General features: G+C 66.4%; 11 protein-coding genes, 3 tRNA genes and 1 rRNA gene. 6 read left to right on the forward strand and 9 right to left on the reverse strand.

All coding sequences use genetic code 11. From position 1 onward, the window contains the following. Positions 1–15 precede the first annotated feature (15 nt). Positions 16–1,392 (reverse strand): nucleobase:cation symporter-2 family protein, encoded by a 1,377-nt coding sequence (locus IEY21_RS07835; RefSeq protein WP_188903100.1) that lies wholly within the window; start codon positions 1,390–1,392, stop codon positions 16–18. 311 nt (positions 1,393–1,703) lie between these two features. Here IEY21_RS07835 and coaBC point away from each other — a divergent pair, with 311 nt between their 5' ends. Next, positions 1,704–2,948: a bifunctional phosphopantothenoylcysteine decarboxylase/phosphopantothenate--cysteine ligase CoaBC gene (gene coaBC, locus IEY21_RS07840; RefSeq protein ID WP_229752968.1), complete on the forward strand. Its 1,245-nt coding sequence runs from the start codon at positions 1,704–1,706 to the stop codon at positions 2,946–2,948. Between the two features lie 92 nt (positions 2,949–3,040). Next, positions 3,041–3,511 (forward strand): arginine repressor, encoded by a 471-nt coding sequence (argR, locus tag IEY21_RS07845; RefSeq protein WP_188903102.1) that lies wholly within the window; start codon positions 3,041–3,043, stop codon positions 3,509–3,511. Between the two features lie 64 nt (positions 3,512–3,575). Here the strand turns inward: argR and IEY21_RS07850 are convergent, their stop codons facing one another. From IEY21_RS07850 to mqnP, 6 genes are all read right to left on the reverse strand, one after another. Next, the gene (locus tag IEY21_RS07850; protein ID WP_188903105.1) at positions 3,576–5,159 is read right to left on the reverse strand and encodes a sensor histidine kinase; all 1,584 of its coding nucleotides are present in this window, start codon (positions 5,157–5,159) and stop codon (positions 3,576–3,578) included. Between the two features lie 132 nt (positions 5,160–5,291). Beyond that, positions 5,292–5,969 (reverse strand): response regulator transcription factor, encoded by a 678-nt coding sequence (locus tag IEY21_RS07855; RefSeq protein ID WP_010887388.1) that lies wholly within the window; start codon positions 5,967–5,969, stop codon positions 5,292–5,294. A 56-nt stretch (positions 5,970–6,025) separates the two neighbouring features. Then, positions 6,026–6,631: an adenylate/guanylate cyclase domain-containing protein gene (locus IEY21_RS07860; RefSeq protein WP_188903107.1), complete on the reverse strand. Its 606-nt coding sequence runs from the start codon at positions 6,629–6,631 to the stop codon at positions 6,026–6,028. A gap of 101 nt (positions 6,632–6,732) precedes the next feature. After that, positions 6,733–7,164: a hypothetical protein gene (locus tag IEY21_RS07865; protein WP_188903109.1), complete on the reverse strand. Its 432-nt coding sequence runs from the start codon at positions 7,162–7,164 to the stop codon at positions 6,733–6,735. Between the two features lie 69 nt (positions 7,165–7,233). Further along, a complete protein-coding gene (locus IEY21_RS07870; RefSeq protein WP_188903111.1) occupies positions 7,234–7,542 on the reverse strand; it encodes a hypothetical protein in 309 nt (102 codons plus the stop codon). Then, entirely contained in the window at positions 7,524–8,408 is an 885-nt protein-coding gene (mqnP, locus tag IEY21_RS07875; protein ID WP_188903113.1) for a menaquinone biosynthesis prenyltransferase MqnP, read from the reverse strand. The genes IEY21_RS07870 and mqnP overlap by 19 nt, the downstream gene beginning before the upstream one ends. A gap of 80 nt (positions 8,409–8,488) precedes the next feature. Between mqnP and IEY21_RS07880 the strand changes: the two genes are divergently transcribed. From IEY21_RS07880 to IEY21_RS07890, 3 genes are all read left to right on the forward strand, one after another. After that, positions 8,489–8,565: transfer RNA gene (locus tag IEY21_RS07880), tRNA-Pro, on the forward strand. A 39-nt stretch (positions 8,566–8,604) separates the two neighbouring features. Next, a tRNA-Gly gene (locus tag IEY21_RS07885) sits at positions 8,605–8,678 on the forward strand. Positions 8,679–8,723: 45 nt separating this feature from the next. After that, positions 8,724–8,800: transfer RNA gene (locus IEY21_RS07890), tRNA-Arg, on the forward strand. 619 nt (positions 8,801–9,419) lie between these two features. Here IEY21_RS07890 and IEY21_RS07895 read toward each other — a convergent pair. Further along, positions 9,420–11,666 carry a hypothetical protein gene (locus tag IEY21_RS07895; protein WP_188903115.1) on the reverse strand — a complete coding sequence of 749 codons (2,247 nt, stop codon included), beginning with the start codon at positions 11,664–11,666 and terminating at the stop codon, positions 9,420–9,422. A gap of 767 nt (positions 11,667–12,433) precedes the next feature. Here IEY21_RS07895 and IEY21_RS07900 point away from each other — a divergent pair. After that, the gene (locus IEY21_RS07900) at positions 12,434–13,258 is read left to right on the forward strand and encodes an SDR family NAD(P)-dependent oxidoreductase (RefSeq protein ID WP_188903117.1); all 825 of its coding nucleotides are present in this window, start codon (positions 12,434–12,436) and stop codon (positions 13,256–13,258) included. Positions 13,259–13,679: 421 nt separating this feature from the next. Here IEY21_RS07900 and IEY21_RS07905 read toward each other — a convergent pair. Then, a 16S ribosomal RNA gene (locus tag IEY21_RS07905) occupies positions 13,680–13,755 on the reverse strand; the annotation flags it as partial.

A 13,755-nucleotide genomic window follows, 5' to 3' on the forward strand; every position in this document is an offset into this window, starting at 1 on the left:
GTGACGCACACCAGCTCAGTGCAGGTCGCCGGGTTCCGGCGCGTGGCCGGCCGAGACCGCCAGCGAGGACGGATGCGGCGTGTTGTGGCCAACGATGTTGAACAGAACGTTCAGGAGGATGGCGGCCAGCGCGGCCGAGGTGATGCCGCTGTCCAGGAAGAGCTGGGCCTGTTCGGGCAGCTTCTCGTACAGGGTGGGCACGGTGGAGGGAATCACGCCCAGGGCCACGCTGACGGCCACGATGATCAGGTTGCGGGTGTCGTTCATGTCGACCTTGGACAGGGTTTGCACCCCGGCGGCGGCCACCGTGCCGAACAGCACCAGCCCCGCGCCGCCCAGCACGGGCAGCGGAATGGCCGAGACCAGCGCGCTCAGCTTGGGCAAAAAGCCCAGCAGCATCAGGATGATGCCCGCCCCCGCCACCACGAAGCGGCTCTTGATGCCGGTAAAGCGCACCAGCCCGACATTCTGGGCAAAGGCGGTGAAGGGAAAGGCGTTGAACAGGCCGCCCAGCGCGGTGGACAGGCCGTCGGCGCGCAGGCCCCGGGCCACGACGCCCGCATCCACTTTCTTCCCGGTGACTTCTCCAATGGCCAGGATGTCGGCGGTGGTCTCCACCATGACCACCAGCATCACCAGCAGCATGGACAGCACCGAAACGAGGTTGAAGGTGGGCGTGCCGAAGTGAAAGGGTGCGCTGAAGCCAAACCACGCGGCGGTGGCGACGCCGGAGAAATCCGCCAGCCCCAGCACAGCGGCCACGACGGTGCCGATGACCAGACCCAGCAGCACGGCCACCCGGCTCAGGAAGCCCGCGCCAAAGCGGGTGAGCAGCAGCACGGTCACCATGGTCAGCAGCGCCAGCCCCAGGTTGGCCGGGGCGCCGAAGGTGGGCGTGCCGGGTACGCCGCCCCCGGCCCAGCGGATGGCCACGGGCATCAGCGAAACGCCGATCATCAGGATCACGGTTCCGGCCACCACCGGCGGAAAGAAGCGCAGCAGCCTGGAAAAGTACGGCGCGAGCAGCACGGTGAGCACGCCCCCGGCGATCACCGCGCCGTAGATGCCCGGCAACCCATAGGCCTTGCCGATGGCGATCATGGTGGCCACCGCCGCAAAGGTGGTGCCCTGGACGATGGGCAGTTTGGCCCCGAAGCCCGCGAACCCAAGGGTCTGGATCAGCGTGGCGACGCCGCACATGAAAAAGCTCGCGCCGATGATGCGGACCAGAGCGTCGCCCTCCAGCCCCAGCGCCGTTGCCAGGATCAGCGGCACCGCCACGATTCCGGCATACATGCTCAGAACGTGCTGCAGGCCGAAGGCGATCATGTTCTGGACGGGCAGAACTTCATCGACGGGGTGGACCTTGTTCGGGACGGGTGCTGTCGTCATGGTTCCTCCGGAGCCGACCGTCTGGGTCAGCACAGATTGCGTTGATGCGCCGAGAAATGGCCCGCTGCCGCTGTATGCCGAACCTGCCTCACCTTGCCCGCGTTGCACCCGTCCTCCCTGCCGGCATCTTACTTAGTTGTCTAATTTTTATAGAGTGTAATCGTATTTCAAAAGTGATGTCAAGGTCGGGTGAAGGTCTTGTCATGCCCGGTCCCCTGGCAGAGGCGGGAACCCCGCTTAGGAGCGCCAGAGCGGTTACCGGGCTGTTCAGAAGGCCCAGGACGGGGCTGCCCCGCTAGACTCCGGGGGTGATGGCAGATGCGGCGGCAACGAAGATGACAGAGAACCCGGCAACCGTGCTGGTGATCGTGGGAGGCAGCATGGCCGCCGTGAAGGCGCCCTCGGTGCTGCGGCGGCTGCGTAAGGACGGCGTGCGGGTCAACGTGATCGCCACTCGGGCGGCTCTACACTTCATCACCGAGCTGAGCCTGTCCACCGCTGCCGACGGCCCGGTGGGCACCGACGAGGCGTGGTTCTCGCCCCGCCCCGACGCCCTGCACCTCACGCTGGCCCGTGCGGACGCCGCGGTGGTCGTGGGCGCGTCGGCCGAGCTGCTGGCCGGCGCGGCAGGAGGACATGCCGGCGATCTCGCGCTCGCGACCCTGCTCAGCGTGCGCGGTCCGGTGCTGTGGGTGCCGGCCATGAACGCGGCGATGTGGCACAGCCCGGCGGTTCAGGCCAACGTGCAGCGGCTCAAGGACTGGGGCCACCACTTCCTCGGGCCGGAGGTCGGAGCCTTCGGCACGCGCGGTGAGGGAGCGGGTCTGGGGCGCATGGCCGAGCCGGAAACCATCGCCGCCGCCGCCCTGAAGCTGCTTCAGCCCACCGGGCCGCGTGACCTGGAGGGCCTGCAGGTGGTCGTCTCTGCCGGGCCGACGCGCGAGTACCTGGACCCGGTGCGCTACATCAGCAACCCCAGCAGCGGCAAGATGGGCTTCGCGGTGGCCCAGGAGGCGCGCGACCGGGGTGCGCGAGTCACGCTGGTGACGGGCCCCGTGAACCTTCCCGATCCGTCTGGAATGCGGGTGGTCAGGATCGAATCGGCGCTGGAGCTGCGCGGCGCGGTGCTTGCTGCCGCCCAGGACGCCGACCTTGTGGTCATGACCGCCGCCGTGGCCGACTACCGCGCCGCCGAGCAGCAGCACGAGAAGCAGGCCAAGGTCGCGGGCGACGTCAGCCTTCATCTGACCCCCAACCCCGACATCCTCGCTGAACTGGGCACGAACAAGGGCAGCCGCGTGCTGGTCGGCTTCGCGATGGAAACCCACGCGGGGGTGGAACGGGCCGCCCTCAAGGCCCAGCGCAAGAACGCCGACTTCATTCTGCTGAACTACCCCACCCAGGCGGGCACGGCCTTCGGCGGCGATGACAATCAGGTCACGCTGGTCCGGGCCGACGGCTCGCACGAGGACTGGCCGCGCACCAGCAAGCGCGAGGTGGCCCGGCGTCTGCTGGACGAGGCCGCCCGGCTGATGCGTGGGGCTGCCTCCTCCTGACGGGGCCGGGGGTGCGCCCGGTTTACCCGCCGCGGACCTTCCCCCCCTCTGCCCGATTGCATTATTCATCCCAGCTGCATACAGTGAGCGGCGTGCCCGGAAAGCTCAGCAAGGAACAGCGCCAGAAACGAATTCAGGACATCATCGCCCGCGAGAGCGTCTCGACGCAGGGTGAGCTGGTCGAGTTCCTGCGCCGGGAAGCCATTCAGGTGACCCAGGCCACCGTCAGCCGCGACATCAACGAACTGCGGCTGGTGCGGGTGCCGGTGGGCAAGGGCCGGCACCGGTACGCCCTGTCTCAGACCACCGGCCACAGCGACGTGCATGACGAACTGGCCCGGCTGTTCCAGAACTTTGTCCACGATGTGGACCGGGGTGAGAACATCCTGGTTGTCCGCACTGCCGAGGGCCACGCTTCGGGGGTCGCCCTGCTGCTTGACCGCCTGCGCCGCGACGACATCGTGGGCACCATTGCGGGAGAAGACACCATTTTCGTGGTTGCCCGCACCACCGACGAGGGCGAGGCGCTGATGGAGGAGCTGCACGCACTGATGCTGGGGTAAAGCTACCGGGCAACCCAGACGGGACCACGGAACACTGCGGTCCCTTCACTTCCCTCTGTGCTGGTCACGGCACGTCCTCCTCATCCAGCACAGGCACATTGCCCACGGGCAGCTGAACGTGGGCTGAGGTCCCCCGGCCCAGGGTGCTTTCCAGCCAGATGCGCCCCCCGTGGGCCTCCACGATGCTGCGCGCGATGCTCAGGCCCAGGCCAGCGCCTCCCTGATCACGGCTGCGGCTGTCTTCCAGGCGGTAGAAGCGGTCAAAGAGCCGCTCAAGCTGGTCGGGCGGAATGCCGGGGCCGTCGTCACGCACGCTCAGGCGCACCTGCTCGCCGTTCTCCTCGGGCTGGCTGAGCAGGGTGATGGTGCCGGCCCCCGCCTTGAGCGCGTTGCTCACCAGGTTGATGATGACCTGCTTGAGGCGGTCGGCGTCGCCCTCGAAGGCAACTTCCTGTCCGCCCACCGTCAGGGTGGTTTTCTGGGCGCGTGCCAGTGGCATCAGCTCGCGGGCAATCTCGTCCAGAAACAGCTCGGAGAGAATCGGCTCGCGGGTCAGGACCAGCGCGCCGCTGTCCGAACGGGCCAGCTGCAACAGGCTGGCAATCAGGTTGGTCAGCCGCTCGGACTCGCTGCGGATGATCTTGAGGCTCTCGCGCTGCTGCTCGTCGGGATTGGTGCGCCGCAGCAGGTAGCTGGCGTGCCCGCTGATGGCCGTGACCGGTGTGCGCAGTTCGTGGCTGGCGTCGCTGGTAAAGCGCCGCTGGGCCTCGAAGCTGGCCTCCAGACGGCCCAGCATGCTGTTCAGCGCTCCGGCCAGCGCCTGCACCTCGTCGCCGGTGCTCGGCTCGGGCACCCGCTCGGTCAGGTTCTGTCCGCCGATGCCCTCGGCGGCGCGCTGCACCTGCTGCAGGGGCCGCAGCGCCTGACCGGCAAGCAGGTAGGCGCCGGTGCCCGCCGTCACCAGCCCGGCCAGGAACAGCAGCAGGATGACGTTTTGCAGGTTGGTCAGGGTCCGCTGGATCTCCTCCAGGCTGCGCCCCACGTACACGATGCTCAGCACCTCGTTGCTGCCGGGCAGCCCGAGCACCGCCGGCTGCACCGCCAGGGGGGCGAGCCGCACAAGCACCCGCATCAGCGTGGGCTGCTCGCGGAAGGCCTCCTTGACGTGCAGGTTGAGCAGCAGTTGCCCGCCCGGCGAGCGAATCAGTTCTGTTAATTGTTCCTCGGACAGCTCGATGGGGGCCGCGCGGTCAATGCCAGACGAGTCGCGGCTGCCCAAACGCTGAAACTTCATCTCATCGAACAGCTGCTGGCGTTGCGGACCCGAGGTGGCGCCCGCCAGCCGGTCCACCAGCCCCACCTGACCGTCGACGTAGAACGGCAGCAGCTCGATCTGAATGGCGTAGTTGGGAAACTGGTAGCGGACACTGCGCAGGTCTCCGGCACCGTCCCGGTTCACCTGGTTGCTCGGATCGAGCCCCAGCGAGGGCAACACCTGGGTAAAGCGGCCGTAGGCGTCGCTGAGATCGCTGTTCACGCTGGCGATCAGGTTGCCGCGCATGATCACCAGCGTGGTCACGCCCACCGCCGTCAGCAGCGCCGCCAGCAGCGCCGTATAGAACAGCGTCAGCCGCCAGCGCAGCGTCATGGCCGCACCCGGCGGCAGACCGGAAAAAAGGAACAGGCCCTCACGCCCGGTAGTGTAGCCGGGACACCATGAGGGCCGCCTCAGAGAGAGGGAGCTGAATGAGGAAAAGGCAAAGGGGGGCCGGTGCCCGCTTTATTCCTCGCGCAGCACGTAGCCCACGCCGCGCACGGTATGAATGAGGCGGCGTTCACCACCCTCCTCCAGCTTGCGGCGCAGGTACCCAATGTACACGTCCACCACGTTGCTGCCGCCGGTGTACTCGGGCCAGACCTTCTCCTCGATCTCGAAGCGCGAGAACACCTTGCCGGGGTTGCGGGCGAGCAGTTCCAGCAGTTCGAATTCCTTGGCCGACAGTTCCACACGCCGGCCTCCCCGGAAGATCTCGCGCCCGTCGAGGTTCATCACCAGATCGGCGACCCGCACCTCGCCGGTCACGGCCGGGTTGACGCGGCGCAGGTGGGCGCGCACGCGGGCAAGCAGTTCCTCGATGGAAAACGGCTTGATCAGGTAATCGTCCGCGCCGCTGTCCAGGCCCTCGACCTTGTCCTGGATGCCGTCCTTGGCGGTCAGGATGATGATGGGCGTGTTGCTGGTCTTGCGGATGCGCCGCGCCACCTCCAGGCCGTCGAGCACGGGCAGCATCAGGTCGAGAATCACCAGATCGGGGTTGACTTCACGGAATTTGGACAGGCCGGTTACGCCGTCGAAGGCGACCTCGGTGGCATATCCTTCGGCGGCGAGTTCAAGTTCAATAAATCGAGCGATGTCTTTCTCATCCTCGATGACGAGTACCAGAGGCTTGCGTTCCATACCGCCAGTCTAGGGACGGCTCTCATGAGAATCAGGGCGCGGTGCTTAATCGGCTTTCATATGGACAGCGGCAGGGCCCGGTGGTCCAGCGCCGTATTCTGCAGCTGTGTGAGGCGGAAGGTCCGGCACTCCGGCCCGAAACCCGGCAGATTCAGCGGACGATGAACCTCCACGCCCACGGCCCGGCCCACCAGCGGGGCCACATCGGGGCAGGCAAGCGTCTCTCCGGGCCGCGCGGCGTCGCACAGCCGCCGGGCATAGTTCACGGGCAGGCCGTAGGCGCTGTGCTGCCCGCCCACCACGCCGGTGAGCACGTCCCCTACCGCCAGACCCACCCGGACGCGCAGCGCCACGCCCAGCATGCCGGCCAGCCCCAGCCGGGCCGCACGGTCATGGGCGTCCAGCGCCGCCGCACAGGCCTGCGCGGTGTCCTGCGCCGTCCAGTAGGCCAGCACGGCGTCCCCCTGATGCTGCAGGACCTGCCCTCCCCGCGCCTCAAAACTCAGGATCATGACCTGCACGAACTCGGTCATCAGTGCCATGTAGTGGTTCAGCGGCAGCGTGCGGACCAGCTGGGTGCTGCCCGACACGTCAACCGTGACCAGACACACCGAGATGGGGTCAGGAGGATGGCTGGGCAGCGGCAGAAGAAGCTGGGTCATGAAGACCCTTGCATTATGAAGGTTGTCTTAGTTTTGGAGTGCAGAAAATTTCACAGACGGTCCGCCCAAGTTCACTGGAGGGGGCCTTCACCCCCACCCCTCTAGACCACGATGAATCCATGAAGGGGAGGCGCCGTCCGGAAGGCCACCCACTCGCCCACCCGGGCGGCCGGCAGGGGTTCGAAGGCCGACAGAACCAGGGGCAACCGCGCCTGTACCACCCAGGTGTTGCGCCCGGCCTGCAGAACCCGCCCACAACCCTCGGCGGCAGAGACGCCGATGACGGTCAGGGCCTCGGTCGGGTCTTCCTGTGGCTCCAGCACCTCGGCGTGTTCCAGAATTCCGTGGACCACCACCCGCGCCGCACCCGGCTGCACGGCATACGGACCCAGGCGATCGAACAGGTAAAGCACCCGGCCCCCCGCAGTGAACTCGAGCAGCGGACTGCCCTCGCGCTGCGGGTACAGCAGGCCCTCGGCCGCAAAGGCTCCGAATTGCGCGGCAAAATCACGCTCGGAACTCTCCAGGGTCATCGGGGACCCCAGTCCAGGCAACGGGACACACGTGGTCGGATGGGCACGCAGGCGGACATTGCGGCCACTCTATCCGAGCCGGGGCCGGTCCAGCCGGGCTTCCAGCAGGCCCAGCGTGGGCCGCGCCTGTTCCAGGGAATCGAGAATGGCGTCTGCGCGCTCCAGGGCAAAGGTGCCCTCCACCTCGCGCAGCACGTGAATCAGCACCAGCCCCACCAGCCGCTCCAGCACCGCCCACTCGGCGCTGCCTGCCCGCTGCGTGTCCCGGGTGCGGGCCAGCAGGGTCAGGGTCAGGCGCTCGTCGCCGTCCGCAAAGGCCTGCGCCGCCTCCAGCGGGATGAGTTGCAGGGCCAGGGCATTCAGGTCAGGGTCCGCCACGTTACGTCCACCACCACGCCCGCGAGCATGGTCAGGGCCAGCCACATGTTGGCGTCGAAAAACGCCACGTTGACGCGCGCCAGATCATCCGGGTTGACGATGCGGTGCTCGTAGAGCAGGATCACGCCCATCGCGGCGGCGGCCAGGTAATACCACCCGCTGGCCCCGGTGACCACACCCACGAGCAGCAGCAGGGCGAAGGTCAGCGCGTGGCTGGCGGCCGCGATGCGCAGGGCGCGGCGGATGCCAAACCGGGCCGGAATGCTCTTGATGCCGTGCTTGACGTCGAAGTCGCGGTCCATGGTGGCGTAGATCACGTCCAGGCCGATCATCCAGAAGATCACCACCGCCCACAGCACCCAGGCGCCGGGGGCAAAGTGCCCGGTGACGGCGATCCATCCTCCCGCCGCCGCCGCGCCATCGGTCACGCCCAGCCACGCGTGGCACAGCCAGGTAAAGCGCTTGGTATACGGGTAGCCGATCAGGAAGACCACCGCCAGGGGCAGCAGGGCCAGGCACAGCGGATTGAGCTGCGCCGCCGCAAAGGCCATAACCACCAGACTGATTCCCACGAGGGCCCAGGCCTGCGCGGGGCTGACCTTGCCGCTCGGCACCTCGCGGCCCGCCGTGCGTGGGTTACGCGCGTCTATGAAGCGGTCAATGACCCGGTTGGCTCCCATCGCCGCCGTGCGCGCCGCCGCCATCGCCACCGTGACCCACACCACCACCCCCAGCCCCGGCCAGCCGGTGCCCTGGGTCTGCATGCTGGCCAGCAACATGCCCGCGTAGGCGAAGGGCAGGGCGAACACGGTGTGCTCGAATTTTACGAGCTGCAGGTAGGTTTTCATGCGCGGAGCCACACTCATTCGGTCGTCAGCATACGCCACCCGGCAGGACTCGACATTCGCGGCGCAACATTTGCTATAGTGCCGTCCGCGCGCAGGTTCGAGGCGTAGCGCAGGCTGGTAGCGCACTTGGTTTGGGACCAAGGGGTCGCTGGTTCGAATCCAGTCGCCTCGACCATCATTTTCTGATATTCATCAGAAGCGGCGCGCGGCACCGGCGGGATTGGTGTAGTGGTAGCACAGCAGCCTTCCAAGCTTCTGGCCTCGGTTCGAATCCGTGATCCCGCTCCAGCTCCAGAAGCTCCCCGTGTGGGAGCTTTCTGTCTTTTACAGCACGCACCCTTAGCTCAGCTGGATAGAGCAACCGCCTTCTAAGCGGTCGGTCGTAGGTTCGAGTCCTACAGGGTGCGCCACACGAAACAGCCGTTCAGCACAGTTTTTGCAGACGAAGACCCCGAGGCCACTTGAGCTTCCCGGGGTCTTCGTCTGTAACAGTGCCTGGAGAAGCTCAGTAGTGGGGACCGCCTGACCCGGGACCGAACAGACCGATGGCCTTGGCCCTGGCTTCGCTTGGCAGAACAGGCCGGTTGATACCGTGGGTGATCGACACCTTGGCATGACCCAACGTTTTTGCTTACCACCGGCAATTGCACCCCACGGCGCAGCACGATGCTGACGGCCACAAACAGGACAGGCCACAGATGACACAGTCCAGCCTCATAAAGCAGGGGAGCCAGCGCATGGAACTGCGCCGCCTGAGGCAAATCCAGCACCTGATCCACAGCTTGTACGCCCGGGCTGGGGGTTCCCCTGCCTTGGTGCCGCCCGTGGATGAGCTGATTGGACACTGCTTTCCGCAAACAATACGCGCAGGCGGATCGCGATCTTGTCCACTGGCTGCTTTTACTCACACCTCTTGCGTTACCACCAACCAGCGAGGCCTCCTGATGGCACCTGCAGCAGCAATCCCCCATGAAAGGAGACATGAGGAAACCGGCGGCCGTATGGCTGCCGGTCAGGAAGAAGTGCCCCTCAGAACGGGGGGAAGCAGGTGACGTTGAGGAACATGTCGGCCGTGGCGGTGTTGGAGCCGTCGGCCTGAGACATGCACGTCAGGCTGGGTGCGCCGGGGTCGCTGGAGACGGCCTTGGAGAGGGTAATGGTGTAGGTGCTGCCAGCGCTCAGGGCCGTCCCGAACGCGAAGTTGGTGTAGGTGGTGTCGTCGACCACCACGGTTTCTGAGCCGCCAGCGGCGTCGGGACTGCTCAGCGTGAGGCTCAGGGTGTAGTCCTCGCCAGGCATCCAACCGTCGACCGCGCCGGTGACGTGAAACGGACCGCCGGCGGCCGGCTGCTCACAACTCACGCTGACGCTGACGTTCATGCCGGCCACAGTGCCGCTCCCGCCCTGCACAGTGCAGGTGGACTGCCCCTGGCTGGGGATGGTCACGGCGTAAGGCTGTCCGTCGGTGACGCGGGTTTGGAAAACGAACGCGCCGTTGCGCAGCGTCAGCGTCTCGCCGCCGTTGAGCTGTACCTCGGCCGTGTCGAACACCCCGCCACTCAGGCCACTGACGGTGCCGCCGATGGTGTAAGACCCGGGCGTGCAGCTCACGGTGATGTCGCCCACTGCGCCGCCCACCGTGCCGCCCGCGCCGCTCAGGGTGCAGCTGGAGTTGCCGCTGTCCGTCAGGGCCACCGTGTAGGTCTGTCCGGCTTCCAGGCGGGTGGTGAAGGCGAAGCTGCCGTTGCCCACGCTCACGGTCTCCCCGCCATTGAGTTGCAGCTTCACGCGGTCGCTGACCAGGCCCGAAACGGTGCCGCCGATGGCGTAGGTGGGGTTGGCCGCGCAGGTGACGGCCACGCCGGTGACGTTGCCCGCGCCCACCGTGCCGCTGCCGCCGGTGACTGTGCAGGTGTACCCGGCGGGCACGTTCGAGACCGTGACGTTGTAGGTCGTGCCGAACTCGACGCCGGCAAACGAGAACGCGGCGGCGCCGCCGCTGGACGCCACACTCTGGCTCACACCCGCGTTGGACACCGTTACGCTCTGGCCCTGGGGCAGGCCGGTGACGCTGCCGCCCACCGCATAGCGGTTGGCCGCGCACGTGACGGCCACGCCGGTGACGTCAGTGCTGCCCACCGTGCCGCTGCCGTTCGTGACCGCGCAGGTGGAGCCGGCGGGAGAAGCGCTGATCCTCACGTCATAGGCTTCGCCGCTTTCCAGGGCGTCAAAGGCAAAAGCGTCGCCGCCGGACGCGCCGGTGCCCACCACCGTGCGGGTCCGCCCACCGTTCGAGAGGGTCACGCTCTGCCCAGTGCCGAGCCCGCTGACCCGGCCGCCCACCGTTCGCAGCGGCGCGAGCACCGTCGCGTTGACCTTGATGCCGATCTGCGCGTAGGGGGGGGCGTCGAAGTTGACGGCGCAGCTCAGCCCGAAGTACAGCTCGTTGTCGCCCAGCGCCAGGACGTTGGTGTCCACCGGCACGGTGACTTCACTGCCGCTCGCCCCGGACGTCATCTCGAAGCTTCCCAGCAGCGCCCGGGGGCCGCCGGGGACGCGGTGCGTGCCGATGACCTTCGGGTTGGCGCACGCGGGCAGCGCCGTCTGGATGCCGTCTTGGGTACGAAAGGCCGAGAAGGTCACGCTGGCCGCGGCGCCGCGGCGCGCGGTCCAGGTGCCCTGGGTCGAGGTGTACTCGATGTAGCCGTAGTTGGAGCTCTGGGCGTTCTTGGGATCGAACTGCGTGTCGGTGATGCCCTGGGTGGCCTTGTAGATGAAGTGATCTTTGTATTCGCCGGGAGCCTGGGCGCCGGCGGTGGAGGTGTACTTCCAGTAGTAGTACGAAAACCCGTTGCGCTGCAGTTCCAGGTATCCGTCCTTGATCACTGCGGCGTGTGGATACCACCCGGTACCGTCCTCGGCGGCGTACACCGTCGCGCTGGTCACGCCGGCGGGCAGCGGCAGCCGGATGGTCACCGCCTCTTTGAAGGTCACGTCGTGCGGCTCGATCTGGTAGACCGGGCTGTCCGGAGCGGCGTCCACGCCGCTGGGCTGCGCCATGCCGGAGACGCGGGTGATGGCGATGGCGGTGGGGCGCGTCAGCGCGCCGGCCGGCACCGTCACCGTAGCGCCGTCCGGGCCGCTCACCGTGCCGCCGTCGGCGGTAATCACGGTAGAAGGAGGCGTCTGGGTGCCGGCACAGCCGCTCAGGTTCAGCGCGAGCAGGCCGGTGGCCGCGAGGGTCAAGCTGCGAATCGTCGTGTAAATAAGGTTCACCTCGGTCTTGGTGTGGCGTGGGCATCACTCGGTGTGATGGCACAGCCCATCTCCCGATCTTGGCTGAGGCGTTCTTACAAAGCCTGCACACGTCCCGCATAGCAACTCCTCGGATAGAAACGACTGGATGGTCGTAAATGCCGCTCTGCATGCGTACGGCGGTCATTGCCATCCAATACGAGGGCAATGTGATTCCAGGCATGTAGGCAGGATGGGAACCTTCATCCGGCCATCACACCGATGTTCTAAGACCTTGAGAAGCGTTACCCTCCCTTCGCACGGGGTCAAAGTCTGCTCAAGTAGAGGGCTGCCCCAGCAGAGCGGGCTGGGCAGTTGACCACCCAATCAGCCTGGCCTGTCACTCCAGGGATTGGGCTTGAAGGCGGTGGGCCGTTCACTGCTCTGTCCAGACCGAATTCGCCAGTACGCGATGGTGTGCCAGCGTGGACTTTGTGCGGTGTGGCGCACCATGCAGGACCCGCACCTACGACCGCTGGGCGGAGTACTTGCAGACATGTCCGCCACACCAGACTCCGTCCCAGACGGGGGGTTTTTTTGAGACAGACGACACCGGGTTCGTTCCGCGCGGCCAACCGGGAAGACCGGCAGGGATGCACCTGCGGCAGCACGTTGAAAAACCTCTGATGCGGGTCAAGTCTTTAGGGCAGAGCACCGGCCGGGCACCGTCCAGCGGTAGGCCTGCGGGAAGATCACCCGGATGACTGCCCTGATCACCGATCTGCACCGGGGCGCTACAGTCAGGCCCTATGACCCTTGATCCTGCAGACGGCCGCAGCACCACACTGGGGAATTTTGATGGCCGCGTCGCTCTGGTCACGGGCGCTGGGGGCGGGATAGGCAGGGCCACCGCACGCGCGCTGGCTGAGGCGGGCGCAGTGGTGGTCGTTGCGGATCTGGACGAGGCGGGAGAGGATACGGCCCATACCATCCGTACCGAGGGGGGAACGGCCCTGTTCATCGGCTGCGATGTCTCGGTCCCCGAACAGGTCAGCGCCCTGCTGGAGCGGACGGTAGCGAGCTTTGGCCGTCTCGACGTTCTGATCAACAATGCGGGCATCTCGGGAGGAGCACAGCGCCTGCATGAACTGGAGGTCGACGCCTGGGACCGCGTGATGGCGGTCAATCTCCGCGGTCCCTTTCTGTGCGCCAAGTACGCCCTCCCCCACCTGATGGAACGGAGGGGCAGCATGGTCAACGTCGCTTCCACCTACGGTCTGATCGGCGCACCCCAGGCACCCGCCTACTGCGCTTCCAAGGGCGGGTTGGTCAACCTGACCCGACAGCTTGCGGTGGATTACGGTCCCAGTGGCGTCCGCGTGAATGCCGTGTGCCCGGGCTATGTGGATACCGACATGGGCGGTCAGCGTGCCCGCCTGGGTCCCGAGCAGGCAGCGGCGGCGCTGCAACGGCGCGAGAGCAATGCCGCCCGCCAGCCCCTCGGCCGCCAGGCCCACGTGGACGAGGTGGCCCGTGTGGCGGTCTTCCTGGCCTCAGACGCGAGTTCCTTCATGACCGGTTCCATCGTCACTGTGGACGGAGGCTGTACCTCCACTTTCAACTACAACCAGTGACCCGGCTGCAGCGGAGAGCCACCGCGGATCCAGAACGGAACAGGCCACTTGGGGCATCTGCAGCGCAGGACAGGCAACAAAGCACGCTCCTGGACCCAGCTCTTGATGGTTGCTTCCGCCTGCAGACGGTCTGAATCACCTGCAGTCGTGAAGCCAGCTCTTTCCGCTCGGTGCAAGCCTGCGCCCCGTTCATTGGGCAGCAGACCATCCCACACTGTGCCTGGAAGGACCAGAAGAAGCAGGCTGAGCTTCCGGCGAACAGCATCTCCATGAGCAAAGTCCAGATAGAGATAAACCCCAAGTGGAACCCGGTGCTCCACAGCAACAGCCTGTAGATACACAAAAACGAAGAACGCCCCGGAACCATAACAGTTCCGGGGCGCTTGAAGACGCATCTGGTGTTGAAAAATGTGACCTATAGAAAGGAGGTGATCCAACCGCACCTTCCGGTACAGTTACCTTGTTACGACTTCACCCCAGTCATGAACCACAGCCTA

It is taken from the genome of Deinococcus aerophilus (assembly GCF_014647075.1).
Taxonomy (GTDB): Bacteria; Deinococcota; Deinococci; order Deinococcales; family Deinococcaceae; genus Deinococcus; species Deinococcus aerophilus.

Bases quoted from the DNA above. Each gene is read 5' to 3' on its own strand.
- IEY21_RS07835 (WP_188903100.1), bottom strand. From the start codon at position 1,392: ATGACGACAGCACCCGTCCCGAACAAGGTCCACCCCGTCGATGAAGTT.
- coaBC (WP_229752968.1), top strand. From the start codon at position 1,704: ATGGCAGATGCGGCGGCAACGAAGATGACAGAGAACCCGGCAACCGTG.
- IEY21_RS07850 (WP_188903105.1), bottom strand. From the start codon at position 5,159: ATGACGCTGCGCTGGCGGCTGACGCTGTTCTATACGGCGCTGCTGGCG.
- IEY21_RS07855 (WP_010887388.1), bottom strand. From the start codon at position 5,969: ATGGAACGCAAGCCTCTGGTACTCGTCATCGAGGATGAGAAAGACATC.
- IEY21_RS07860 (WP_188903107.1), bottom strand. From the start codon at position 6,631: ATGACCCAGCTTCTTCTGCCGCTGCCCAGCCATCCTCCTGACCCCATC.
- IEY21_RS07865 (WP_188903109.1), bottom strand. From the start codon at position 7,164: ATGACCCTGGAGAGTTCCGAGCGTGATTTTGCCGCGCAATTCGGAGCC.
- mqnP (WP_188903113.1), bottom strand. From the start codon at position 8,408: ATGAGTGTGGCTCCGCGCATGAAAACCTACCTGCAGCTCGTAAAATTC.
- IEY21_RS07900 (WP_188903117.1), top strand. From the start codon at position 12,434: ATGACCCTTGATCCTGCAGACGGCCGCAGCACCACACTGGGGAATTTT.